Annotated in this window: 16 protein-coding genes; 8 read left to right on the forward strand and 8 right to left on the reverse strand. The window is 43.0% G+C overall.

The window, feature by feature from the left end:
• Nucleotides 1-26 precede the first annotated feature (26 nt).
• The 3 genes from uvrA to BCU91_RS11085 all read left to right on the forward strand — a co-directional run bounded on the left by uvrA (nt 27) and on the right by BCU91_RS11085 (nt 6,230).
• On the forward strand, nt 27-2,945 hold the full coding sequence (gene uvrA, locus BCU91_RS11075) for an excinuclease ABC subunit UvrA (RefSeq protein ID WP_102531480.1): 2,919 nt from the start codon (nt 27-29) through the stop codon (nt 2,943-2,945).
• Nucleotides 2,946-3,034: 89 nt separating this feature from the next.
• On the forward strand, nt 3,035-4,075 hold the full coding sequence (locus BCU91_RS11080) for a M20/M25/M40 family metallo-hydrolase (RefSeq protein ID WP_102475471.1): 1,041 nt from the start codon (nt 3,035-3,037) through the stop codon (nt 4,073-4,075).
• 325 nt (nt 4,076-4,400) lie between these two features.
• Nucleotides 4,401-6,230: a DEAD/DEAH box helicase gene (locus BCU91_RS11085; RefSeq protein WP_102439978.1), complete on the forward strand. Its 1,830-nt coding sequence runs from the start codon at nt 4,401-4,403 to the stop codon at nt 6,228-6,230.
• 132 nt (nt 6,231-6,362) lie between these two features.
• Here the strand turns inward: BCU91_RS11085 and BCU91_RS11090 are convergent, their stop codons facing one another.
• Nucleotides 6,363-7,298 carry a DMT family transporter gene (locus BCU91_RS11090; protein WP_102475503.1) on the reverse strand — a complete coding sequence of 312 codons (936 nt, stop codon included), beginning with the start codon at nt 7,296-7,298 and terminating at the stop codon, nt 6,363-6,365.
• A 269-nt stretch (nt 7,299-7,567) separates the two neighbouring features.
• On the opposite strand from BCU91_RS11090, the gene BCU91_RS11095 reads away from it, so the two are divergent.
• Nucleotides 7,568-8,671, forward strand: coding sequence for a phosphoribosylaminoimidazolesuccinocarboxamide synthase (locus BCU91_RS11095; RefSeq protein WP_102439979.1), 1,104 nt, complete (start codon nt 7,568-7,570; stop codon nt 8,669-8,671).
• A gap of 90 nt (nt 8,672-8,761) precedes the next feature.
• Here BCU91_RS11095 and BCU91_RS11100 read toward each other — a convergent pair whose 3' ends face one another.
• The 5 genes from BCU91_RS11100 to pmbA all read right to left on the reverse strand — a co-directional run bounded on the left by BCU91_RS11100 (nt 8,762) and on the right by pmbA (nt 17,794).
• Nucleotides 8,762-9,895 (reverse strand): heparan-alpha-glucosaminide N-acetyltransferase domain-containing protein, encoded by a 1,134-nt coding sequence (locus BCU91_RS11100; RefSeq protein WP_102439980.1) that lies wholly within the window; start codon nt 9,893-9,895, stop codon nt 8,762-8,764.
• Between the two features lie 228 nt (nt 9,896-10,123).
• Nucleotides 10,124-12,280: an ExeM/NucH family extracellular endonuclease gene (locus tag BCU91_RS11105; RefSeq protein WP_102531481.1), complete on the reverse strand. Its 2,157-nt coding sequence runs from the start codon at nt 12,278-12,280 to the stop codon at nt 10,124-10,126.
• 226 nt (nt 12,281-12,506) lie between these two features.
• Nucleotides 12,507-14,051 carry a carboxypeptidase gene (locus tag BCU91_RS11110; RefSeq protein WP_102475468.1) on the reverse strand — a complete coding sequence of 515 codons (1,545 nt, stop codon included), beginning with the start codon at nt 14,049-14,051 and terminating at the stop codon, nt 12,507-12,509.
• An 844-nt stretch (nt 14,052-14,895) separates the two neighbouring features.
• Nucleotides 14,896-16,260: a hypothetical protein gene (locus BCU91_RS11115; RefSeq protein WP_102531482.1), complete on the reverse strand. Its 1,365-nt coding sequence runs from the start codon at nt 16,258-16,260 to the stop codon at nt 14,896-14,898.
• A gap of 190 nt (nt 16,261-16,450) precedes the next feature.
• The gene (gene pmbA, locus BCU91_RS11120; protein ID WP_102439985.1) at nt 16,451-17,794 is read right to left on the reverse strand and encodes a metalloprotease PmbA; all 1,344 of its coding nucleotides are present in this window, start codon (nt 17,792-17,794) and stop codon (nt 16,451-16,453) included.
• A 355-nt stretch (nt 17,795-18,149) separates the two neighbouring features.
• On the opposite strand from pmbA, the gene yjgA reads away from it, so the two are divergent.
• The 4 genes from yjgA to BCU91_RS11140 all read left to right on the forward strand — a co-directional run bounded on the left by yjgA (nt 18,150) and on the right by BCU91_RS11140 (nt 23,069).
• The gene (gene yjgA, locus BCU91_RS11125) at nt 18,150-18,683 is read left to right on the forward strand and encodes a ribosome biogenesis factor YjgA (protein ID WP_102440045.1); all 534 of its coding nucleotides are present in this window, start codon (nt 18,150-18,152) and stop codon (nt 18,681-18,683) included.
• A 24-nt stretch (nt 18,684-18,707) separates the two neighbouring features.
• On the forward strand, nt 18,708-21,296 hold the full coding sequence (locus BCU91_RS11130; protein WP_102531483.1) for an Ig-like domain-containing protein: 2,589 nt from the start codon (nt 18,708-18,710) through the stop codon (nt 21,294-21,296).
• A gap of 246 nt (nt 21,297-21,542) precedes the next feature.
• Nucleotides 21,543-22,421, forward strand: coding sequence for a LysR substrate-binding domain-containing protein (locus BCU91_RS11135; RefSeq protein WP_102439987.1), 879 nt, complete (start codon nt 21,543-21,545; stop codon nt 22,419-22,421).
• Between the two features lie 150 nt (nt 22,422-22,571).
• Nucleotides 22,572-23,069 (forward strand): hypothetical protein, encoded by a 498-nt coding sequence (locus BCU91_RS11140; protein ID WP_102475466.1) that lies wholly within the window; start codon nt 22,572-22,574, stop codon nt 23,067-23,069.
• A 197-nt stretch (nt 23,070-23,266) separates the two neighbouring features.
• Here BCU91_RS11140 and BCU91_RS11145 read toward each other — a convergent pair whose 3' ends face one another.
• Both BCU91_RS11145 and BCU91_RS11150 read right to left on the reverse strand, forming a co-directional pair.
• Complete coding sequence (locus BCU91_RS11145) at nt 23,267-24,415, reverse strand: ABC transporter permease (protein WP_102531484.1); 1,149 nt, start codon at nt 24,413-24,415, stop codon at nt 23,267-23,269.
• On the reverse strand, nt 24,412-25,596 hold the full coding sequence (locus BCU91_RS11150; protein WP_102531485.1) for an ABC transporter permease: 1,185 nt from the start codon (nt 25,594-25,596) through the stop codon (nt 24,412-24,414). The genes BCU91_RS11145 and BCU91_RS11150 overlap by 4 nt, the downstream gene beginning before the upstream one ends.
• Nucleotides 25,597-25,621: the final 25 nt, after the last annotated feature.

Here is a 25,621-nt window from a genome sequence, read left to right on the forward strand (position 1 = left end):
AGCTAAAACAACCTCTAGAGTGATGAATGGATACCATTGAAATTCGCGGTGCACGAACCCACAATCTTAAAAACTTTGATTTAACCATCCCCCGAGACAAACTTATTGTCATCACAGGTTTATCTGGCTCAGGTAAGTCATCGTTAGCCTTTGATACCTTATATGCCGAAGGCCAGCGCCGTTATGTTGAGTCACTATCAGCCTATGCGCGCCAGTTTTTAAGTTTGATGGAAAAGCCTGATGTGGATCATATCGAAGGCTTAAGTCCTGCAATTTCAATTGAGCAAAAATCCACATCCCATAATCCACGCTCAACCGTGGGTACCATCACTGAGATTTATGATTATCTTAGACTGCTGTTTGCCCGTGTTGGTGAGCCGCGCTGCCCAACCCACGGCCAAGCATTAACCGCGCAAACGGTCAGCCAAATGGTAGATAAAGTATTGGAACTGCCTGAAGGCAGTCGCCAAATGCTATTAGCTCCCGTGGTCAAAGCCCGTAAAGGTGAACATGTAAAATTACTCGAAAGTTTGGCTGCTCAAGGTTATGTGCGCGCCAGAATTGACGGTGAGGTTTGTGATTTATCCGATCCGCCAACCCTTGAGCTACATGTTAAACACACCATTGAAGTGGTGGTTGATCGCTTTAAAGTGCGTGATGATTTAAAGCAGCGCTTAGCAGAGTCTTTTGAAACGACGTTAGAGTTATCAGGCGGTATTGCTATTATTGCCGACATGGCCGGAGAAGCAGACGAGTTGATGTTCTCGGCTAACTTTGCCTGTCCATATTGTGGCTACTCCATGGCAGAGCTTGAGCCACGTATTTTCTCATTCAATAATCCCGCTGGCGCTTGTCAAACCTGTGATGGTTTAGGTGTGCAGCAGTACTTTGATGCAGAAAGAGTGATTGCCAATAGCGAGCTGTCATTAGCAGGCGGGGCGATTAGAGGCTGGGATAAACGTAATTTCTATTACTTTCAAATGCTCAGCTCCTTAGCTGAACATTATAAATTTGATGTCGAAACCCCCTTTGAGCAGTTAAGCGCTAAAGTACAAAAAATTATTCTATCTGGCTCAGGTAAGCAAAACATTGCCTTTAAGTACATTAACGATCGTGGTGATGTGGTTATTCGTAATCATCCATTTGAGGGGATCCTCAATAATATGGATCGCCGCTACCGCGAAACTGAAAGTAACTCGGTACGTGAAGAGCTATCAAAGTTTATTAATACCCAATCCTGTAAAAGCTGTGACGGCTCGCGTTTGCGTGAAGAAGCCCGTAACGTATTTATTGGCGAGTTAAACTTACCGCAGCTGACTCAGTGGTCCATCGGTGAAGCCATGATCTATTTCACTGAGATTAAATTCGAAGGGCAAAAAGCGCAGATCGCTGAAAAAATTCTTAAAGAAGTTGGCGATCGTTTAGGCTTCTTGGTCAATGTCGGCCTTAACTACCTAAGCTTAGACCGCTCAGCAGATACTTTATCAGGGGGTGAAGCCCAGCGTATTCGCTTAGCCAGTCAAATTGGTGCCGGCCTTGTGGGCGTAATGTACGTGCTGGATGAACCTTCAATTGGCTTGCATCAGCGCGATAACGAACGTTTACTGCAAACGCTAATACACCTGCGTGATCTCGGTAATACCGTGATTGTGGTTGAGCATGATGAAGACGCAATTCGCATGGCTGATCATGTGATTGATATTGGCCCCGGCGCAGGCGTTCACGGCGGCGAAATCATTTGCTCTGGGCCTCTGCAGGCCATTCTCGACTGTAAAGAGTCTGTCACTGGCCAATATATTTCTGGCACCAAGCAAATCCACATTAGTGATAAACGCACCCCAATGGATCCGAAAAAAGTCATTGAGCTATGCGGCGCCACTGGTAATAACCTTAAAAATGTCGACTTAACCATTCCTATTGGTTTATTTACCTGTATTACTGGGGTATCAGGTTCGGGTAAATCAACCTTAATTAACGACACCTTTTATAAAATTGCCCACAGAATGCTAAACGGCGCTACCATTGATGAGCCTGCAGCCCATAAAAGCATTACCGGCATGGAGCAATGCGATAAGGTGGTTGATATTGATCAAAGCCCAATCGGGCGAACACCGCGTTCAAATCCTGCTACTTACACCGGCATATTTACCCCTATTCGTGAATTATTTGCTGCAACTCAAGAGTCTCGAAGCCGCGGTTACTTACCGGGTCGCTTCTCTTTTAACGTTAAAGGTGGCCGCTGTGAAGCCTGTCAGGGTGATGGCTTAATAAAGGTTGAGATGCACTTTTTACCAGATGTGTATGTGCCTTGTGATTCCTGTAAAGGTAAACGCTATAACCGCGAAACCTTAGATGTTAAATACAAGGGCAAAAATATTCACGAAGTGCTGCAAATGACCATTGAAGAAGCGCGTGTTTTCTTTGATCCAATCCCTGCGATCGCAAGAAAACTGCAAACCTTAGTGGATGTAGGCTTGGCGTATATTTGTTTAGGTCAAAGTGCGACAACACTGTCCGGTGGTGAAGCTCAACGAGTGAAGTTAGCAAAAGAGTTATCCAAACGTGATACCGGCAAAACCTTATACATTCTTGATGAGCCCACTACAGGCTTGCACTTTGCTGATATTCAGCTGCTACTAGATGTACTGCATCGCTTAAAAGCCAAAGGCAACACCATAGTGGTCATTGAGCATAATCTTGATGTGATTAAAACGGCAGATTGGCTAGTGGATCTAGGCCCTGAAGGCGGCTCCGGCGGCGGCACTATTTTGGCAAGCGGAACCCCTGAAGAGGTGGCAAAACATAAAACCTCCCATACTGCACGCTTTTTAAAGCCGCTATTGACCAAGAAGGCTGCGGCCCCAAAAGGTGTCGCTAATAAAGGTGTCACCAATAAAAGTAGCGTGAAGAAAACTCCAGCAAAGAAGGCCACTAAAGCCAAATAGCGATTACACTGTTAGTAATTGCACAGAATACACCTGCTGCGGTATGCGCACCATTGAGTTAGTTTACTCATCAAGCCAGAGGGATATAAATGGAATTTTACCAAAATACTCTGGCTTATTTATCCTCGGTATTAGCATCATTTCTGCAAAAATATCATGTTCAAAAACCACCCTGTTTCACTGTGTCGATTAGATTGACGCCAGTGGCATTGTGTTTTTTGCTAAGCGGCTGCGCTTCGCAAAACTGTGGAAATGACACTTCCAGTCAATGGGCTGATAAAAATCAACTCATCGAAGATATTCGCATATTAACCAGTGATGATTTGGCTGGCCGTAAAACCAATACCATAGGTGCAGAAAAAACCCGCCAATACCTAAGTGCGCGCTTTATTGAACTGGGGTTATCACCTTGGCAAAAAGAATTTATGCTGCCATTTGTTTATCGGCAAAACTTTGCTGATAAACAGGGTATTAACCTCATTGCCACGATTAAATCAAAGCAAGCATCCCAGCGCTGGCGCATTATTACCGCCCACTATGACCATTTAGGCAGTCGTGGCAGTAAAGTCTTTGCTGGGGCTGATGATAATGCTTCAGGCATTGCTGCAATGTTAGCGATTGCAAAGCAATGGCAGCAAGATGGCGATCCGGCGGTTAACTTAATGCTAGTTGCCACCGATGCTGAAGAGCCGGGGTTATTTGGCTCATACGCGCTAGTTCAGCAACTGTTAACACTGCCAGATATGCAGCTAGAAATGTCGCTAAACTTAGACATGATTGGCCACCCTTCTAGACCCAAAGCCATTTATATTGAAGGGGAGCAAAATGTATCTCAATTTAAGCAGATAAAACACCAGCTCCAAGACTATAATAATCTATGTGTGAGACAGAGTCGTTCAAGGCTAAATGATGGCAGTATGCTCAAAATTAATTGGCTGCGAGCATCAGATCATTACCCGTTCCACAAAGCTGGTATTCCTTGGCTCTATTTAGGCGTGCCAACCCATAAGCAATATCACACTGTTGAAGACACCTTAGATACTATCGATATTAACTTTTTAGCAGCAGTCACTGAAACGGCATTCACGCTACTTAAACTGGATAAACAGCGCATCATTGTAAAGCGCTAGAAATTGAGCACTAAGGCGATTACTGCAACTGCATTTGCGAAAAGGCTTGTTTATCCGCTATAAAAAATGGATTAAATGAATCACGGCCATAAAATAACCGTTTCTGATTTAATTACGTCAAAAGTTACTTAGTTAATCGCTCAGTAAGCGCTACAATAATCAGGCCAATTTTAGTTATTTGTTAAAATTAGATAGTCAACGAGGCCAAAGCTTGCTATAATATCGCCCCTTTGACGCGGGAAATCGACACGGGGTTGATTTTCTGTCTGTGAAACTCTAGTACGAATGCCAATAACTTCGTACGCATCCACAAGGCTACAACTCAATGTCATCCGATGAAAGAACTTTCCGCGAACTTGGTTTATCCGAGAATTTGCTTCGTGCCCTTGACGATCTAGGTTACGAAAAACCAACTCCAATTCAGTCTGCTAGTATCGATCCTTTAATGGAAGGTAAAGATATTTTAGGCCAAGCTCAAACAGGTACAGGTAAAACAGGTGCTTTCGCACTGCCTTTACTAAGTAATGTTGACCAAAAGCTGAATGCTCCTCAAATCCTAGTGCTTGCACCAACACGTGAACTTGCTGTTCAGGTTGCTGAAGCATTTGGTAGCTACGCTAAACACATGAAAGGCTTCCATGTACTACCTATTTATGGTGGTCAAAGCATGCATCAACAATTAAGTGCGCTACGTCGTGGCCCACAAGTTGTTGTTGGTACGCCAGGTCGTGTAATGGACCACATGCGTCGTGGCACTCTTAAACTTGATGCACTACAAGCACTTGTTCTTGATGAAGCTGATGAAATGCTAAAAATGGGCTTCATCGATGATATCGAATGGGTTCTTGAGCACAAACCAAAAGACAGTCAACTTGCCCTTTTCTCTGCGACTATGCCAGAGCAAATCAAGCGCGTTGCGAACAAGCACTTAAACAACCCTGTTCACATTAGTATTGCTGCTAGCCATACTACTGTTGAGTCAATTGATCAGCGTTATGTTCAAGTATCACAACACAACAAACTTGAAGCGTTAGTACGTGTTTTAGAAGTTGAAAATACTGAAGGTATTATCATCTTCGTACGTACCCGTAACAGCTGTGTTGAACTTGCTGAAAAACTTGAAGCGCGTGGCTATGCATCTTCACCATTACACGGTGATATGAACCAACAAGCTCGTGAACGTGCTGTTGACCAACTTAAACGCGGCAAGTTAGACATCCTAATTGCTACTGACGTTGCGGCCCGTGGTCTTGACGTTGAACGTATTGGTCACGTAGTTAACTACGATATCCCATATGATTCAGAAGCTTATGTACACCGTATTGGCCGTACAGGTCGTGCTGGTCGTACTGGTATGGCAATTCTTTTCGTTACCAACCGTGAAATGCGTATGCTTCGCACTATCGAACGTGCAACGAACAGCCGTATCTCGCCAATGAAAGTACCTAGCCCTGAAACTGTTGCTGAGCGTCGTTTATCACGCTTAGGTGAGCAAATCCAAGAAACCGTTAACGGTGACTTAGATTTCATGAAAAATGCAGTGGCTCAGTTATGTCAGCAGCTTGAAATTGACACTGACTTACTCGCAGCAGCATTACTTCAACAAGTACAGGCTGAGCGTCCATTACAACTTCCTGCGATTCAAGAGCGTCAACGTGATTCACGTGACCGTGATGATCGTGGTCCTCGCGACGCTGGTCGTGAGCGTCCTCGTCGTGATTCACGCGGCAGCCGTCCATTGCCAACAAGCTTTGGTAGCGCTGAAGGCCTGAAAGATAAGCCTGATGTTAAAATGTGCCGTTACGTAATCGATGTAGGTCGTGATAACGGTGTTGGTGTAGGTAATATCGTTGGCGCCATCGCTAACGAAGCAAACATTGACAGCCAGTTCATTGGTCAAATTCAATTATTTGATCAAGTTACTTCAATTGACTTGCCAGACGGCATGCCAAAAGATGTACTAGGCCACTTAAGAAAAGTACGTGTTTGTGGTAAAGCATTAAACATTCGTGAAGCGAGTGATGCCTCTTTCCCAGCTGAAGCACCACGTCGTCCACGTAGTGACCGTCCTCGTAGCGACCGCCCTCGTGGTGATCGTCCACGTAGTGACCGCCCTCGTAGCGACCGTCCACGTAAGCCACGTGACAGCGAGTAAATACTTGCAGTCCAACTAACGTTGGTTTAACGCATAAAAATGGAGCCTTGTGGCTCCATTTTTTATGGCTGAAATAAAACTCATCCTACAAGCACTAATAACGCTAAAGTTATTGCGATAAACGCTTTGGTCTTAAACGCTTTCGCCTTCGACATGGGCTTGCCGCTTTTGCTTGTTGCCCACATACAAGGGCCATAGTTGCATGGTAAACACAGCGCCAACAATCAATACAATCCCCAGCAGCGACCACAGATCAATCACATCAACCTTAAACACCTCAGGCCACCAGCCTAAATACACCACTAAAGCGTTAACGCTAAAACTGAGCACTGGCGTCAGCGCGAGCATGGCACTCACTTGCGCCGTGGGCCAGTACTTCATCGCCTGACCAAAACAGCCATAAGCAATTAAGGTATTGATGGCACAAAAACCGACGATCAACCAATGGCTGCTATCCATAAGCCCAAAGTGACTAAACTCGCTAAAAGGCGCCATCACAAGGATCCCTAAGCCATAGATACATAGCAACACATTATTGGGTGTTAGCTTAGTAAACAATGACTTTTGCAGTAAGGCATAACTCGTCCACGACAACACTGAAAACTGCACAATCAGCACCCCAAATAGAATTTGACTGCTATTTTCTGCCGACACATCAAGGCTTGGGTGAAAGAACAGCAACACCCCTAATGCCAGAGCTGCAAAACAGCTTAGCTGCACCGCCGTGAGCCGCTCTTTAAAAAACAGTGCGCCACCAAAGGCTAAAAAGAACGGTGCAGTTTGAAAGTTAAGTTGCGCAGTACCTGGTGATAAGTAATCCAGTGAATACACAAAAGAGGTGTAATTGAGCATCAGTAAAATACCTGCAGCAGCAAGCTTTAGCCAATCACCCCCCTGCAGTTGACTAAATTGCTTCAAATTACCAAAGCGCCATAGCAGAATAAAGGTCACCACAAAGGCCACTAAAAACCTAAACCAAGTTAACGTAACCGGATCAATAAACCCTCCGGATAACTTAAGCGCTATGGGTAATATCCCCCAAAACACAACGGCAACGCTGACAAACATAAGACCTAAACGGGTATGGCTCACAAGATATTCGCTCTTTAATGGTAAAGCTGCAGAAAATTCATTCTAAAGAGCTATGCCAATAAAGCCAATGGCGAATAGCGAGTTTAATTTGCCTCAGTATTCGCTATACAGGATTAAGAGTTTAGCCGCCTGATAAGCATGGAAATCTGCCTTAATACAGGTAAAATAGCCGCCATAAAAATACCTAACTATCCTTATCAATAAAGGATATCTCCCTACACTCAATTTCTTAAGGAATACTGGCCATGAGTCTTGCTGATTCAGTTCTCGCTATCAATAACGATTTGCCGATCCGAACCGATAAGCCAGTACACAGCGGTAAAGTTCGCAGTGTATATTGGTTAACTGAGGCTGATAGCCGCCGCTTAATTGCCGATAAAGGCTATAACGTGCCAGCTGATACCCCATTAGCGATAATGGTGATCAGCGATCGCATTTCAGCATTTGATTGTATTTTTCATGGTGAAGGTAATTTACAGGGCATTCCAGGTAAAGGGGCGGCACTTAACGCTATCTCTAATCATTGGTTTAAGTTGTTTGCTGAAAATGGTTTAGCCGATAGCCATATTCTTGATATCCCACACCCATTTGTATGGATTGTGCAAAAAGCGCGTCCAATTAAAGTTGAAGCGATTTGTCGTCAATACATTACCGGTTCAATGTGGCGCGCTTATGCCAAAGGCGAACGCGAATTTTGCGGTATCACACTGCCTGAAGGGTTAACCAAAGATCAAAAACTACCAGAGTTATTGATAACTCCTTCAACCAAAGGCATTTTAACCGGTATTCCAGGTGTGCCTGAGCAAGATGATGTCAACATTAGCCGCGCCGATATTGAAGCCAACTACCAAGCCTTTGGCTTTGAAAAACCAGCCGATATCGACTTATATGAAGTATTATTAAAGCAAGGCTTTAAGGTCATCTCAGATGCGCTAGCCACCCACGACCAAATGTTTGTCGATACTAAATTTGAATTTGGCTACGTCAATGACAAAGACGGTAACTCCAAACTGATTTACATGGATGAAGTGGGCACACCAGACTCGTCACGTATTTGGGATGGCGCAGCGTATCGTGATAGCAAGATTGTTGAAAACTCCAAAGAAGGCTTTCGTCAATTTCTGCTCAATCATTTTGACGATGCCGATATTCTGCTTAACAAAGATAGAATGCCTGAGCGTGAAGCCCTCGCCCGTGATAACGACTTACCATTAGATGCGATGATGAATGTCTCTCGCACATACACTGGCGTGGCAGAAAAGGTAACCGGCACTAGCATCTCGCTACCTGACAACCCAAAAGCGGATATTATTAACGTTTTAGCCGAGCAATATGACTTAATCGACTAATCCTAAATCCACACATAAAACGAAAAAGGCGCTTAATGCGCCTTTTTACTATCTACTGATTAACCACAACATTTTGGTTAACGCCATTGTCTAGAAATACTTAATCCAGCCCTGTTTACTTTGATGCTTGTACTGACTAAACCACTTAGTTGGAAAGTACAACAGCAGCGCCAATATCACCGTCACCGCCCACACCCAGCTTATATCGGTAAAGCCATATAAATCGCCATAGTTAGGCCCAATGACATTAACGGCAAAGCGGTACATAAACAGTAATAAATATAAGTGCACAATATAGAAAAACATTGGCGCTGATCCAAAGGTTGATAACACTTTACCATAGCGCGGGTTCAGCTTTTCAAGCGTCCGTAAACACAATAATGTGCCGCCAAGAGTCACCAGTAAAAAGTCCAATGAAGGTGGATATTTGGTTAAGTTAAATACCGACTTTAATGTCATTACTAGGGTTTCACCTTGCTGCCAATCAAGTGTTTCGCCGTAAATATTAAAACCGCGTAAGACTGCAAAAATCGCAAAGCAGCTTAAGCCAAGCCCAATGAGCAGGTTATGACGTTTGTTATCATCAAAGCTTGCACTGTAAATCGGTGCTATCACATAGCCTAACAAAATCACCCCAATCCAAGGTAGTACCGGATAACTGGCTCTAATGCCGATAAAGTCATTGGTTAAGATATTGCCGCGGTCATGCAATATGGCCCATAACGTATAACCCCACTCCCCTGGCGAGAAGCTAATGGGCGTAAGCATGTTATGACCAAATACGATCACTAAGCCAATAAGCCCAAGCCAAAATCTTGGTAAGCCGATTAATAACGCTAGCGCCAACATACTGATGCCAATTGCCCACATGACTTGCAGCCAAATCATCTCGTAATTGCCCATCCACTGAAACGTAATCACTGTGCACTCTAATGCGATAATAAACAGGCCACGCTTGATTAAAAATGACCTTGCGGAGCGCTGTGGGCCAAATTGCGGATGGCTATATAACCACGCTGATACTCCGGTTAAAAACACAAAAGTAGGCGCACAAAAATGCGCAGCAAATCGGCTTATAAATAATCCGGTACTGGTGCTATCCAGTGTCATCGGATCGGTGACTTGCTCATGAAAGAAAAACCGCTCTCTAACATGATCCAGCAGCATGATAAGCATTACAATGCCGCGCATAATATCGATACTATCAATTCGCTTTTTTAACATTGGAGCGGTTACGGTATTCAACTTTTCGACTCTCTTTAACACTCAAAAAACACAGCCATTAAATGGTGCAATTACTAGCACAACACTATAACAGGCGTTTTTTTTATCACGGTGATTTAAAGTAAATTGCCTGTAAAGCAAGCACAAAGCGCAATAAAATACGCTCAAAAAATTTACAAACCACCACCGATTTTAAATGATAATAATTTCTATTAAATAATACATCGATTAGGCTTTAGGGCGAAAACCTAAAGCAGACAAGAGCAATAAGCCTAAGTAACCTAAGCTACCGCCATCATCTTTGGCTGTCATTATAGCATCTGCATCTTTAGTATCCTGTACTTCGGGATATGCCAGGGCGATGATCACCGGATCGTGATCTGATGATGAATAGCCATTGTCAGACTTAACTAAATCGCCGGTGTATTTGCTACTGTATTCAAACAAGCTCGATTCAACCGCATTGATATGCCAGTCTTCAATCGCCACTAGCCGAGCCGCTAAGCTTGTATTACCTAAAGCATGGTCTAAATTACCTAACTCACCACCATAACTGTACGAGTATGTAGCAGGCCCATGTGCTTGGGTGTTTAAGTTGATTAGCCCATAGCCCTTATCAATCACACGTCCTTGTGCATCATGCTCTGCGCCATTTAAGCTGGTGTGTGAGGCGGTTTTTATCACATGTTCAGTTAGGCTGGCATCATAGTCAGTGAGTACTGCTAACGGATCTTCTTTGCCATAGGCATTTAAATCGCCAATCACCAGCACATCACCGTCTAAGCCGGTTACCGACTCACCGATCACTTTAGCAGCAGAAACGCGAAAGGCATTACACTTGCCCTGTAAATCTACAGGCTCTGAATCTTCATTAAAGCTTAACCAATCTTCTAAACAGCCTGAGCCTTTAGATTTAAAATGATTAACCACAATCGTCAGCTTGTTACCATTAATGCTAAAGCTTTGCATTAGGCTGTGGCGCTGATATTTATGGTAGGCGGGATTTGTTTCTGTTACGCCCTCATTGATACGGGTTAGCGCTCCTTCTGCCACGTGTTGCTCAGGGGTCGCGATTATTTGAGCTGCGTCAGCTAAAGCAACAACGGCGGGTCGATATAATATGCCAACTGCGATAGCATCAGTGCCGATGAAACCGTCATTGTCAGTGACTTTAACAAATTGATAAGCCTGCTCAGGTGCCAGCTTGGCATTAAGGGCATCAACTAGATTTTGAATGGCACTTAACTTACCAAAGCCATTATTTTCAACTTCCATTAAGCCAATAATATCGGCATTCATCGCCGCCATCGCATTCACGATTTTTGTGCGCTGCAGCAGCATTTCAGACTCAAGCTTTGCCCCGCGATTGTGGCCTAATGGGTTTTTATCACCGCCAAACTCACTATTAAAGAAGTTCAGTACATTAAAACTTGCTACCCGTAAGTCACCTTGGGCCGCAATGGCTGGCGCTACGGTGCGATCATGATGGCGAATAAAATCACTGGCACTAATGTCATTGGTTGGCATAAAGCGATATTGCTCATAACTATAGCCAATCACACCTTCAATATTGGTCAACTGATCGCCAACCCGAATATAGCCGTTATCGGCATTAAAGCTTGGGAAATACGGCACCTCGCCATGTTCAGCTTTATAGTCTGACTCAACCACCAGCTGGTTGGCGATATTGGCGCGATTCAATGCTATCGCCTCTGCTGATAATGGTGCATAAACCTGCGTGGCTTTCATCAGTGGCGCTTTATGTGATAACACCATGTTGTTGCGATATGAGTCATAATCTAGGCTAAATGAACGGGTAACTTTCATGTCACTTGCAGTGTCTAATAGCACTTTCATGCCTTCAACACGCTCCAGCGCTTCGGCAAGTGATTGACCATCAGCAATATGTAACGGGGTCGCTGGCAACTCACCGACATAGTTACCTAAGTGAAATTGTTGCTGCTGTGCAATATTGATTTGGGTAAAGCCTGCATATTCTTGTACTTTACCAGTGACGCAAATCTGCATCCCCGGGACAATTTCTGCTGGCGCAGTGTCTCCCCAATGGACAAAAATACCATCAGATGTCAAAGGCGAGCCGTCACCTTGGGGATCTTGAATAAAAAAACCTTTATATAATCTTTCTGCCCGCGCAGTAACCACACCTTTAGTGGTCACTTCATGAATGGATTCATCCGCGCCTGCAGCGATAAATGGACTCATCTCACCAGCGCCTTGGATCTCATAGATAGGAACAGTGGTTTTGCCTTCACATGAAAACTCATTCGCTGTCACGTCTTGTGTCGTTACGGCTTTGGCCTGTGCCTGCATACTCATAACCAATGTGATGGCTAACGATATTGCAGATAACTTGCTTACTCTCATTTAACACTCCAACTTATTATTCTTATGCTTATTGAAGCCATATTACAACGGACTATTTAATCGCTAATTGGTTAAATTACAATCTTAAAATGGCATTGTGCACACAGCTATTTATTCGCATTCATTTCGCTGAGTTTAATATCGAAAAAGGAGCCGAAGCTCCTCTTTAATCAATAGCTCAGCCACCTAAAATGAGTGCGACTTTGCTATTTTTAAACATTAGCAGTTAATATTTTGCTGCCGCATCTTCTTTTGGCAAACTGTTCTCAATAAACTCACGTAAGTCTTGATTTGATTGCTTTAAATCTTCGGCACGTAAATACATCATATGACCGCTGCGGTAGCCTTTAAAGCTAAGGCGTTGTTTCATTTTGCTGCTCGGATCTAATTGCCACATGCTATATTTGGCATCGAAGTAGTTCGTCGCGCCGTCATAGTAACCCGCTTGAAATAACACATTTAAATATGGGTTTTGCGCCATCGCCTGACGTAGGTTTTCACCGGTTTTATTTTCGGTGCGATCCCACGGGTGTACATCACCCAGCATGTAATATTTTACATCGGTTTTGTAATTTAGCTCTTCACGCATGTAAGCATTAATTGCAGGGGTAAAGGAGTGTAACCAAGACATAAGTTCAGCGTTAAAGTCTGGGCTATCACCGACATCTTGTTTATCTATGCCAATATAACGTGAGTCTAAACGGCCAATGGTTTGCCCACGCTCACGCAGTAACTCTTTCCAAAAGTATCGAGTTGACACATCAAGGTTTGATTTCAAAATAACATCAACACTGAGGCCTGAATACAGCGCCACTTTCTCTGCAATTTTTTGTTTATGATCTGGAGCGATAAAGCCGCCCATAGCTAGTGCAGGGATATATTCATTAATGGTAAAGGCTTCAACTTCAGGCAAAAAATCAGCAAGGTCGGCTTGTTGAAGTTCAGCAGTTAAGGCTTTGTGATACCAAGCCGCTGCTGCGAAATACGGTAAGCGGTTAGCTGATTTAACCGGGCCTTTGCGCTCAATACCCATGTCAGTCGGCGAGACTAAAATAACCCCATTCACATACATCCATTGGCGATTTTGTAACTCGAGTGCCAACCCAGCAACTCGGGTGGTGCCATAGCTTTCACCAATCAGATATTTAGGTGAGCGCCAGCGTTCAGTACGACTGACAAAGGTATTGACCCATTCAGCTAAATATTTGATGTCAGCGTTAACCCCAAAGAACATCTCTTGTTGCTCATCTTTGCTTGGCATTTCGCCGTCTTTATTAGCTAATACCCTTGAATAGCCGGTATTGACCGGGTTTACATAAACAATGTCGGCAATATCTAAAATCGAGTATGGATTGGTTTTCACCCCATAAGGTTGTAGCGGGTAACCTTCATCATCAACATTAATTGCACGCGGGCCGGTATAACCAATATCCATCCACACAGAAGCTGAGCCTGGGCCACCGTTGAAAGAGATTAACAGCGGTCGTTTGGCGGTATCTTTTACATTATCTCTCTGATAATAGGTATAACTTAAAGTGGCAACCGCCTCGCCTTTTTTATTCCATACAGGCTGAGTGCCAACCGTTGCGGTATAGGAGAAGCTATTGCCGTTCACCTTGGTTTTATGGTTGGTCACCACTGTGCTATCCACTGCAATGTTACGGTCATAATCTGTTTTTTTACTCGCTACGGGCTCTTCAGCAATCGCGGCGGTGGAAACAGAGCAAAATAACAATGCGGCAAGAATGCCTGTTCGACTGGCGGTGTTCATAGCTTCTCTCTTATTATTAATGTTCTAGATTGAGGACTTAGGATTTACGATTCACGATTTACGATTTTACTTTGCTATACGTCATTCGGTTTAAGCTAAATTTTGCTTAGCTGCACCTCATTCGGTTTAAGCTAGGCTTTGCTTTATTGCACGTCATTCTGTTTAAGCAAAAAGAGCATAAATCTTATTATTGGAGCCTATTTAATTAACATATCAGCTAAAGTGCAACATTACAGTTGTGCCTTTTCGTTACAACCAAGGTAAGCAATTGTTTATTAAGCACTTTAACATCTATATAAATCGTAACTAAACGTACACCTTTATTTAACCGCGACACATGCTACCCTAAAAACAAAACCCCATAACAATGAATAAGATAATGTCACCCTCCACCCAGCCCACTACCGCTGATTTAGCCAAGCAATTAACCAATTAAATAACCACAGCTAAAGCCGCTGTGGCAAAGCAAACCTGGCACTTACTTATATCGAATGAAAGCCACTAATGAACAACAGCTTGTAGTTAATCAGTACTTATCACAATGGAGCCATTTACTCTCAATAGAGCAATGACATGACGCATGGAATATCGCTAAATTCGTTTGCTATGCCCATCAAGCAGTCTCATACGCCCAGATGATTAATCATTTGCCGCAGCAGCATATTCAAGACTTACAAACGGCCTTTAAAAATGCCTTTAAGCGATTGTTTAATATGGCGTTAACGGCAACTTGAATGACATAATTAATTGCTGTTAAAGCTCGCAGCGAGACTCAAATATAAAAAAATGCCGATAATATTTATCGGCATTTTGATTGATTTACTGTTTTTATGACTCTCAATAACTAAAGCTGTACCAAGTTATACCCAAAAGAGCTGCTGCTATCTGGCATTAATACAAAGCTGTAATTACTTTCACCGTCAAAGCTAATAAAATCAGATTGATATAATAAGGTTTTAGTACCGTTATCTGACTCATAAACCACATTAACTTCATAATTATCATGGAGTAATACTAAGCTATCTTGATCGGTAAAATCCAAATCCGTGATGCTATATTCTGCCGACTCAATCGTCTCCGAGCTGCGAACAAAATACACGCTTAAATCATCATAATCCTGCGATAAATTCACGATATCAACGTTGCTTTCAAAGGCTCTTGGGCGCAAATCATGTTCAATGACCATGCCTTTAATTGTGTCATCTTGGTATAGCAATAAGGTTCGCACATCATCTTGATTAAAGGTCACTAGTACATTGTCTAACAGTATTTCTGCAGTGGCTGAATCTGTGACACTGACGCCATAATCATTAAAACCGGTTTGTTGGTAATCGCTTACAGTAAAAGGAGCGATATCCAGTAAGTAATGCGACTCAGCTTTACTGATCACATCGACATCTAAACTACGTTGCTCTAGCCCGTTAAAGACCCGAAAATCTGCAGTAGCATCGATGTTAGTGTAAGACGTTGGCGTTGTGGTTGAATCGACACTGTCGATCACCACTTTTAAATCACCTGAACCAAAACTGTTTCTAATCATAAATTTATAAACAGTTTCTGTGGTTAAGCTCATACTGCTTGTGGTGTAGACCACATTATCTGTACCCTTGTCGGTGAGATAAACAATATAGTCATCAGTGTCGAGCATCAATTCTGAGGTGACCCCACGGTAATCGACACTACCAATCATAGTGGCATCGGCGTATGAGTCAGTGTCGAGGGAAATGTAAGCATCAAATGCCATTTCCTCTGCAGTAACATTGGCAACCAGCACCTGCATTTTACTGTATTCATTATCTTCATCGCTATTGAGGTCATCCATATCCGCGCGGTCATAAATAACCTTGAGTAGCTCCGGCGAGTGATAATCACCATAAAGGACAAATAAATGATTCTCTTCTTTATCTAGATCCATGTCCTCAGAATAAATACTGCTTGAATCACCATTTTCATCTGAACCATAGATCTCCATGGTGACACTACCAGTAGCGTAACTATAGCGGGGCATACTGTCGCTAAACGCCACCGAAGTGTATTCATACTCGTCCATCACCAATGATGTGGCTGTGCTGTTAGCCGACGCATTATAAAACTGGATATAAGCACTATCAGTTTCACTGTTATCATCACTATCAGAAGAATCACAGCCCATCAGAGTTAAGGAGCTCAGTCCCAACATCATTAATCCACACATTTTTTTATCAAACATAACAACTCCATTAACGATTTGACTACATATTAATGGATAGGACTAAGCTTGAGCGTAATCGATTGTCAAGAAGTGTAAAGCTCATAAAGACTATGTAAATTAGAGGGTTCCATTACTCTGACAAAAACAAAAAAAACACCGACAAGTCGGTGTTTTAAAGGTTAAGACAGTAAACTTATTACTGCAGCGCTTAGCTACCGGCTATTTTCATTTCACTCAGTAAGATACCGCCAGTGCGAATAGATGAACGTAAGTCTCTATCCTTAGCCACACCTTGAATGCCCATGAACATGTCTCTTAAATTGCCTGCAATGGTGATTTCTTCTACTGGGAACTGAATTTCACCGTTCTCAACATAAAATCCAGCAGCGCCGCGAGAGTAATCGCCTGTGACCATATTGACACCTTGGCCCATCACTTCTGTGACGATAAGACCTGTGCCCATGGCTTTTACTAATTCATCAAAGGTTTGGCCGCTATGACTTAAGGTCCAGTTATAAATGCCACCAGCATGACCTGTATTGACTAAATCTAACTTGCGCGCTGAATAACTGGTTAGCAGGTAAGTGGATAAATGGCCAGCATCGATAATATTACGCTGCTGGGTAGCCACACCTTCACTATCATAATTTGCACTGGCTAAAGCGCCAATAAGATGTGGGTTTTCCTCGATGTTAAACCATTCAGGAAACAGCTGCGTATTAATCGAATCTTGTAAAAAACTCGATTTACGGTACAGACTGCTACCACTTATCGCACCGATCAAATGACCCATTAAACCAGTGGCGATTTCAGGCGAAAATAGTACAGGCAGTTTAGCCGTGGGAATTTTACGGGCATTGAGACGACTAGCCGTTTTGTTAGCGGCTAAAATCCCCACTGACTCAGGCGTCATTAACTCATTATATTTACGTGCAATGGTGTAATCATAGTCACGCTGCATGTTGCCATCGTCTTCTTCACCGATCACCACACAACTTAAGCTATAGCGTGAGCTGCAATAGCCTTTTAAAAATCCGTGACTATTGCCATAGACCTTGGCTGCAGTATGAGCATTAGCGGTCGCGCCATCAGAATGCTGCACCCGACTGTCTACTGACAAACTGGCTTCTTCGGCGCGAATGGCTAATTGAGCTAGTTCATCAGGAGTAATATCTTGAGGATGGTATAAATCTAAATCGCGGATGGTTTGCGCCATTAACGCTTTATCAGCAAGGCCACTAAAAGGGTCTGATGAGGTATAACGGGCAATATCATCAGCGGCTTTAACGGCAACGGCAATGGCTTCAGGACTAAGGTCAGAAGTTGAAGAACTGCCCTTACAACCATCACGATAAACCGTAATACCTAAAGCACCATCTTTATTAAATTCAACGGTTTCAACTTCTTTTTCACGGGTTGAAACCGACAAACCTTGTTGTTTGCTAATGGCAACTTCAGCCGCACTCGTGCCTAACTTTTTTGCATGCTCTAATGCGACAGCAACGGCATCTTGTAACGCCGTTAATTCAGTATCAATATTATTGGTAGACACAAATTTACTCTTTAGTTTCCATTGTTAGGCTTAGCATATCAAATTCAAAACTGTATTGATAACCATCAAAACAAGGATTTACCCACCACAATGGCGCTAAATAAACTAACCTTAAGTTAATCAGTGAGTATCATATTGAATTCTCGCAGATTGATTCTATGAAGCTGGTTGATAAATCGGTCTCTACAGGCTTGCTCTTTTGGCAAGCTGAAGACGATGGTAAGCATCAAAGGTTGACCAGCCTTAACATATTTAAAAAATATTCATCGGCTTAAGCTTGAAAACCCGTTATACAGTGGCCTACACCACCCTGAAAGTGCTATTATTCGCCGATATTTATGAGAGGTTTATTACTATGAAAATTGTCGGCGATTCAGATCACTTTAAACAGCCATACGACAATGACGATGAATACGTCAGCAGAACAGAATTTAAAAAAGAAAGCGAAGAAGCTCAAGAGCTTGGCATGCGCTTAATTGCATTAAGTAAAACGCAGCTTGATAAAGTCGAGCTAGAAGAGTTTTTATACGATGCAGTATTAAAAGCCAAAAATATTAAGCAAAAAACAGAAGCCTATCGTCGTCATTTACAATACATTGGCAAACTAATGCGTGGCTATGATCATGAGCCAATCATTAAATCAATCGATAATGTATTGAATAAAAACAATAATGAATCTGCACAGGTTCATAAAATTGAGAAGTTACGTGCCCGCTTATTAGAAAACCCAAACGAAGAAGTTGAAGCTTTACTGGCTGAATACGCAAGTTTTGAGCGTCAAAAGTTACGTCAATTAATCAGACAAACCAATAAAGAACTCGCTAAAGGCCCTGAGTCAAAATCATTTATCGAGTTGTTTAAATATTTACGTGCTGGAATAACCGAATAAACACCACTTACAAGGATGTTGCTGATGCCACTAAATACAATAATACGTGCACTGCCTTTTTCTATTGCTTCACTATTTTTAATGACCGCTTGTAATGGGCCTTCTGATGATAACGATACTGGCAGTGGAGGCGAAGGCAGTTACAGCATTAGCCTAAGCTACCAAAGCGTTGTTAATGGTCAATGCGCTGAAACCACTGATGAATTACGCTTTGATGTCACTGAGCGCTTTTGCGCAGTAGCCCAGTTAAAGCAATCCAATAGCAACGTCAGTGGCGCCATTGTCAGCTTTGCCCCAAGTTTTGGTCAAGCCAGCGTTGATAGCACACTAACAAACAGCAGTGGTATCGCCAGCGTATTCATCAGCACCACAGATAATACTGTCGGCGCAGGTACCTTAGTGGTGTCTCATACCCCTACAGATACTGAATCCGAAACTGATGACAGTGTTTCTGCCTCGCGTAATTTTGAATTTATTAATTCAACCACCACGCCAACACCTGAAACCATCACAATCAATGCCAGTATTACTCAGGCAGGGCAAACGGTAACCCGTTTTAAGATTGATCAAGCCGTATTGCTTACGGCAGCAGTTTTAGATGGCAGCAATCAACCAATAGCGGATCAATTAGTGAGCTTCCAGGCTGGCAGCGCCAGTTTATCGCCAAATACCGCCTTAACCTCTACTGATGGTATTGCTACTGTTAGCTACACCCCAAACAGCAGTGAACTTGGCGCTTATAGCTTAATTGCCAGCACTGACTTTGATGGCACCACTGTTTCAGGCAGCAGTGCCTATGAAGTGCTAAGTGGCGATGAAGTGATTCCTGAAGGCACGATTAAGTTTGGTTATATTGTTGACGATGAGACATTCATCGAAGATAAGCTAGGTTCAACCTTAATCGCTGATGACCCCGACGCAGATCCTCTAACCTACACCATCGGTGCAGGGGCAAGTTTTGGCGTTTATGCTGATGTGATTATTGAAGCGGCTGACGGTACATTCGAGCCATTACAGACCCCCGTAAGCGTATCGTTTAGTTCTGATTGTGTCGCCAATGGCGATGCGAGTCTTGATACCCCGGTTACGACATCCTCAGGCAGAGCCAACTCAACCTTTCAAGATAGCAGTTGCAGTGGCAACAGTATTCGCAGCCAACGAATTATCGCTGCAGCCGTTATTGGTAATGACACCTACAACGCCAACTTCGATTTCTCTTTAGAGCGCCAAACTTTAGGTAGCTTGAGCTTTATCTCTGCAGAGCCAAACCAAATTCGCATTAAAGGCGCTGGCGGTACAGGTTCTACTGAAAGCTCATTAGTGACTTTCTTAATCAGTAGCGCTAATGGTCAACCTGCAGCGCAGCAAAAGGTGACCTTTGGTTTAGACACCGTTATCGGCGGCTTAAAGTTTGCCAATGGTGATGAAGCTATCAGTAATGCCAATGGATTAGTTAGCGTTACGGTTCAGTCTGGCACTGTGCCAACCCCAGTAAGAGTGTCAGCATCTGCAGAAGATACAGATTCGGGCATCATCATTACCACTCAATCAGAGCAGTTAACCGTTAACACAGGCCTGCCGCAACAACTGGGCTTTAACATTTCTCCTTCTTTGTTCAACCCAGAAGCTGCTGATGTTAACGGTGTTGAAGTCACCATGACCGCTTACGCCTCTGATAGCTTTGGCAATCCAGCGCCCGATGACACCACCATTAACTTTACCGCAGAAGGTGGCCAAATTCAGCCATCTTGTTTAACTGTCAATGGCAGCTGTTCAGTGGTTTGGACCTCAACTGATCCACGCCCAACGGATCATCGCGTCACTGTATTGGCTTATGCTTTAGGTCATGAGACCTTCTTTGATACCAATGGTAATAATATCTTTGATGATGCCGATGCTTACAAAAATCCTGAGTCAAACTTTGAGCCAACTGATGACGGTGCAATTATTAATGCATGTTTAGATACCGATGGTGTAACGCTTGTAGCTTGTACTGGCAATGGTATGGACATCGAAACTTATCATCAGAGTGGCTATAGCGATTTAGGTGATGCCTTTAGAGATGATGATGAGTCAGGTGTTCGCCGTGATGGTGAACCTTATTTCAATACCACAGGCAAGCCTTACAATGAACTCGGTGATACATTGTTTAACGGCCCACAATGTGAAGGCAGCAATTGCGGCACATCACAAGAGCAAAACAATAAAACTTACATTCGTGCCGCAACGGTATTAACCATGTCAGGTTCAACGGCTCAAATAATTCCGACTGTTGATGAAAGCCCCATTGTAGAAAACAAGCTGACTGTTAGCTCTGGTAGCATGACGAGTATTGATGTTGAACTGTATGACAGTGCCAATCAAATGATGCCAGCAGGTTCAACTTTAACGGTTGCAGCAGTCAATGGATCTATCACCTTTAGTGGCTACGCCGTACCCAATGCGACTTGTTTCAAATATAAGGATATTACTCCTAGGCTATCATGTGATATCGAAGCTGCAGATTTTTATTACACCGCAGCAGATGAAACCGGTGAAGATGTGATTACTTTAACCGTCACCACTCCGCGCGGAATTAAGACTGAAGAATCGGTTGAGGTAACAGTGCAATAGCACTGCTATAACCCCATTACGATCTGAAACCATTAAGGCCTGCTAATGCAGGCCTTAATTTTATGTAGCCTTAACCTTATTCAGGAAAAGTCACCACATCAAGCTAATGCACCAAATAAGTGCTTAAAGAAGCACTATTGGTAACTGCGACTAATAATTAAACTTTTAAATAACTGTTTTATATATAATATTTAGTTGGTCTAGTCTTTGCTTAGCCTGCATCGACTTTAGTAAAAAGGATTTTAAATGCTACCTTTACATACCTCATTACGAGGTTTGCGTTGTTTTTGTGTTGCAGCCGAATGTCTCAGTTTTAAAGAGACTGCTCAAAAATTATTTCTCACCCCTTCAGCGGTGAGCCATCAAATTAAACAGCTAGAAGAAAACCTACAACAGCAATTATTTATTCGCCAAACTCGCTCAATTACTTTGACAGAAACAGGGATGCGCTTTTATCAACAAATTACCCCGTTAATGCTGCAGCTGACCGAAACAGTCAATAACTTCAATAATGCCCACACCATGCATGAAGTCAGTATTTCAATGCCAGAATTTTTTGCCAGTGAGCTGTTTGTACCGCAACTGGTGGGTTGGTCAAACGAATATCCTAATATTAATTTAAAGCTCGAAACCGTTAAAACCCGCGCCAAACAAACGGCCAATACAGATCTGTCGATCGTGTTATCTGGTAGTCGCCAAGACCCTGATAAATCGTATGATTTATTTCCGCTTAATTATGTTCCAGCCTGTAACCCAGCACTGTTTAACAGGCTTGAACATAAAGGCTTTAGCGCCCTGTTAGAAGTCCCGTTAATCATGCATCAGGCAAGACCCTATGCCTGGCATCAATGGGCTGAAAGTGTTGGCCTTGATCATTTCAAACCCAAACAAATAATTCAATTAGATAGTATGTTTAGCGTCGCAAGAGCTGCTGAGCAAGGTTTAGGCATCGCATTAATCCCACTGCCTATCAGTAAATCATGGTTTGAAAACAATCAGTTAATTTCATTATTTGAGCAATCTTTAACCAGTCACGACCGCTACTATCTGATCAACCATAACAATGTCACCAAGCCTGAAGTGCAGTTACTTATTGATTGGGTTGTCGCCCGCTTCCATTTTTAAACCACCTCACCAGGGCTGACTAATAGGTTAACCACTGCATGAGTGAATAAATCTCACTTATCAAATTGATTTATCTCGTTTGTCAGCCTCAGACTTTTTTCCTAAATTAGCCCTGTAGCAACTAGCTACTACCTATAAAGGAATATAACCATGAAAAAATCAACACTCTCTATCATCACCGCAGCTGGTTTATTATTATCAAGCTCTGCTGTGATGGCCAATGCCATCGAAACGAGCAAATATAAAATGGTACTTATTGAAGACACACCTGGAGTTGATGCCATTCAATCTGGTGACATCAGTGAAGGCATCGCCCTAACAGAAGCTGCCACCGCCACTGTCATTGACAAATACACTCGCAGTTTGAGTCTTTGTGTTGGCTACACTAAGCTTTCAAAGTTTGATATTGCTGAAACAGCTTGTACTGAAGCGGTAGAAATGGCCAATAAGGCTGCTAAGTTACCCTCAATGCAAATGCGAGCTTATGCCTACAATAACCGTGGTGTTATGAAGTTAATGGCTAATGATAATCTAGGCGCACTGGCTGATTTTAAGAAAGCAGCAAAAGCCAACCATGAGCCAATTTACCAACATAACTTAAGTCGCTTAGAAGCGGAATTAAGTCGCTCTGAAACAGGAACGTTATAATTTGGAAGACGATCAACAGCGACAGCAAAGCTTAATGATTAAGCTCAAAGACATGAAAAACAAAATAGGTATATTTCATCTGAATATACCTATTTTTATTTATCAAAAAAATATCAATATCACGATCACTGGATAATTAAGCTCAATACGCCATGATTAACCAGCTAATTCACAGCCCTAAAGGCCGCTACTCAAAACTAAACACTGGCCCCTTCCTTACTAAATAATCGACGTCTTACGCCAATATAAGCCAGCAAGCTAAACAGTAAAAATAAGCCCCACATTTGCAGCCACATTGGCATGATGGCATCCCATGAGGCGCCCATTTGATTTAACTGCAACATACCCATAATGGCAGGTACAGCAGGGATAATTTGCGAAGCTTGCACTAACGGCTCAGGAATTAATGCCTGCGGCCACACAAAGCCTGAGACAAATAAAATCGGCATTGAGACCAATAATAATACTTGAGTGGGTAAGTCACGCCTGACAAACAAACAGCTTAATGCAACCCCGCACGCCGCAGTCGATAATATAAATGGCACCATAAACAGCAACACTTGGCCTAAACTCGCTTGCACACTAACGCCGTAAAAGTAGTAGCAATAGCCCAAATAAAAACATGAAAAAAAGCTATAAATTAAACTGAAAACGGCTATTCGTGCGGTGATCAACGCCAGTGGCGATACCTGCTGCCAATAGCCCTGTTTACGCCATTGGCCTGCGCCTAAAATACTGGCACCTATCAAGAGGGTTTGATGCAAGATCAGTAAAAATAATCCCGGCACCACATAAGGGGTATAGCCTAAACTTGGATTAAATGCCGGCACACTATTTAAATTGACTGAATTAAGATCTTGTTGAATTTGCTGCGGATTCTCGCCCCGCGCCAGTAAGCCTATCATTTGCACTTGTTTACTGGCATCCATGCCTGCTGCCACTAACCCTTCTGCTACCGCAGAATAAATTAAGAAGTAACTGGCATCACCACCGTAACTTAAGGTTGCCCCTTTACCCAGCAGTAGGTTACGCCTAAAGCCTTCTGGAATAACCAATAAACCAAAGGCATCGCCGTTAGCAATCCACTGCTGCGCCTCATTGATGCTGGCCACTTGGCTGACTATTTTGATTTTGGGGCTGGCATCGGCATGACGCACTAACTGTCTGCTCAATGAAGAGTTATCATGATCTACCACGACAATTTTTTGCTCGGTAGGGACTTGATGTAAATAAGGCAGAGGGTATAACACCGAGTAAAACAGTAAGCCGCCAAAAACCGTCAGTACAATATCTTTATCACTTAACAGCGCTTTAAAATCAGCGATAACAAGTTGCAACCAATTCATCGTGCCTCCTGCTGTTGGCTCACAACAGCTAACGACTCAGCACTATTTACCGGCGCTTGTTTTTGACGAATAATTTTTACTAATAACCAAGCAATAGGCAATAACACGAGAAAATATAACAAGGAGCTAGATTGCAATAATACCTGCCCAGCCTCGGCGCCATAGCTAACCACAATAACATGGGTGTCCATATAATGACTTGAAGGCATTAACAATCGCCACCACTGCGCCAATTGCGGCATATCATTAACTGGAAATGTAATCCCCATAAAGGCAAATGCTGGCGCAAACATCGCCGAGCCCATACTGATACTGCCAGCAGGCTCGCGCATAACCACCACCACTAATATGACCAATAGCCACAAGGCCCCTAGCATCATGGCCTGAGTCAGTACTAACAAGCCTAAGCTGCCAGCAATGGGTAAGCCTAAATAGCCATATAACCAAACTAAAATAAAGCCGCCATGGAGCAACATGATTGGCGTGTAGAGCATGACTTTAGTGGCCACTAATTGCCAAAAATTATCAGGCAATAAGCATTTATCTTCACCTTTGATCAAACTAGCATTTAAGCTATTCACGAACACCATCATTGATAATAACTGCAGCAATGCAATTAATACTGGCGGCACTAAAAATCCGACGTAGTTATTATTACGATTAAATAAAGCCGTGGTTTGACTGGTCACTGGGGATAAATTTACTGCAACAGATGCTTTATTGGCACCGCCTAAAAGTTGTTTTAGCCCCGCCACTTGCATTAACCCTGAGCCAAGGCTTAATTGTAATTGACTGGATAACAACTTACCGACTAATAAGAACTGGCTGTTATAACGAATATCTATGGTCGGGCTAGCGCCTGTTAATAAGCCATGCTTAAACTGATGGGGGTACACTACCAGCGCATAGACCTCTGCAGTACTCATAGCTTCTTGAGCCAGTGCCAGATTAGGATAAGTTTTAGGGCTGATAACGGAGTTAGCACTGAGGTTGCGAGTCAATGTTCGCGTTAGCTGGCTGTTATCTAAATCAACCACTGCTACGGGTAATTGTCGTGGTAAACCTGCACTAAATAGCCACCATAAACACAACATGCTGATGATGGGAATGTAAGTCACCAAGGCTAATTGCCAAGGTGAGTTCCACAGTGTCTTGAGTTCTTTCTGTAATAAAGCTCCCATGAGCGCCTCTAGCCTCTACTGGCTT

This window comes from Shewanella sp. 10N.286.52.B9 (assembly GCF_002873635.1).
Lineage (GTDB): Bacteria > Pseudomonadota > Gammaproteobacteria > Enterobacterales > Shewanellaceae > Shewanella.

Coding starts and splice junctions, on each gene's coding strand:
- BCU91_RS11145 (WP_102531484.1), bottom strand. CDS start 24,415: ATGAATTGGTTGCAACTTGTTATCGCTGATTTTAAAGCGCTGTTAAGT.
- BCU91_RS11110 (WP_102475468.1), bottom strand. CDS start 14,051: ATGAACACCGCCAGTCGAACAGGCATTCTTGCCGCATTGTTATTTTGC.
- uvrA (WP_102531480.1), top strand. CDS start 27: ATGGATACCATTGAAATTCGCGGTGCACGAACCCACAATCTTAAAAAC.
- BCU91_RS11140 (WP_102475466.1), top strand. CDS start 22,572: ATGAAAAAATCAACACTCTCTATCATCACCGCAGCTGGTTTATTATTA.
- BCU91_RS11095 (WP_102439979.1), top strand. CDS start 7,568: ATGAGTCTTGCTGATTCAGTTCTCGCTATCAATAACGATTTGCCGATC.
- BCU91_RS11100 (WP_102439980.1), bottom strand. CDS start 9,895: ATGTTAAAAAAGCGAATTGATAGTATCGATATTATGCGCGGCATTGTA.
- BCU91_RS11090 (WP_102475503.1), bottom strand. CDS start 7,298: ATGTTTGTCAGCGTTGCCGTTGTGTTTTGGGGGATATTACCCATAGCG.
- BCU91_RS11085 (WP_102439978.1), top strand. CDS start 4,401: ATGTCATCCGATGAAAGAACTTTCCGCGAACTTGGTTTATCCGAGAAT.
- BCU91_RS11150 (WP_102531485.1), bottom strand. CDS start 25,596: ATGGGAGCTTTATTACAGAAAGAACTCAAGACACTGTGGAACTCACCT.
- BCU91_RS11130 (WP_102531483.1), top strand. CDS start 18,708: ATGCCACTAAATACAATAATACGTGCACTGCCTTTTTCTATTGCTTCA.
- yjgA (WP_102440045.1), top strand. CDS start 18,150: ATGAAAATTGTCGGCGATTCAGATCACTTTAAACAGCCATACGACAAT.
- BCU91_RS11115 (WP_102531482.1), bottom strand. CDS start 16,260: ATGTTTGATAAAAAAATGTGTGGATTAATGATGTTGGGACTGAGCTCC.
- BCU91_RS11135 (WP_102439987.1), top strand. CDS start 21,543: ATGCTACCTTTACATACCTCATTACGAGGTTTGCGTTGTTTTTGTGTT.
- BCU91_RS11080 (WP_102475471.1), top strand. CDS start 3,035: ATGGAATTTTACCAAAATACTCTGGCTTATTTATCCTCGGTATTAGCA.
- BCU91_RS11105 (WP_102531481.1), bottom strand. CDS start 12,280: ATGAGAGTAAGCAAGTTATCTGCAATATCGTTAGCCATCACATTGGTT.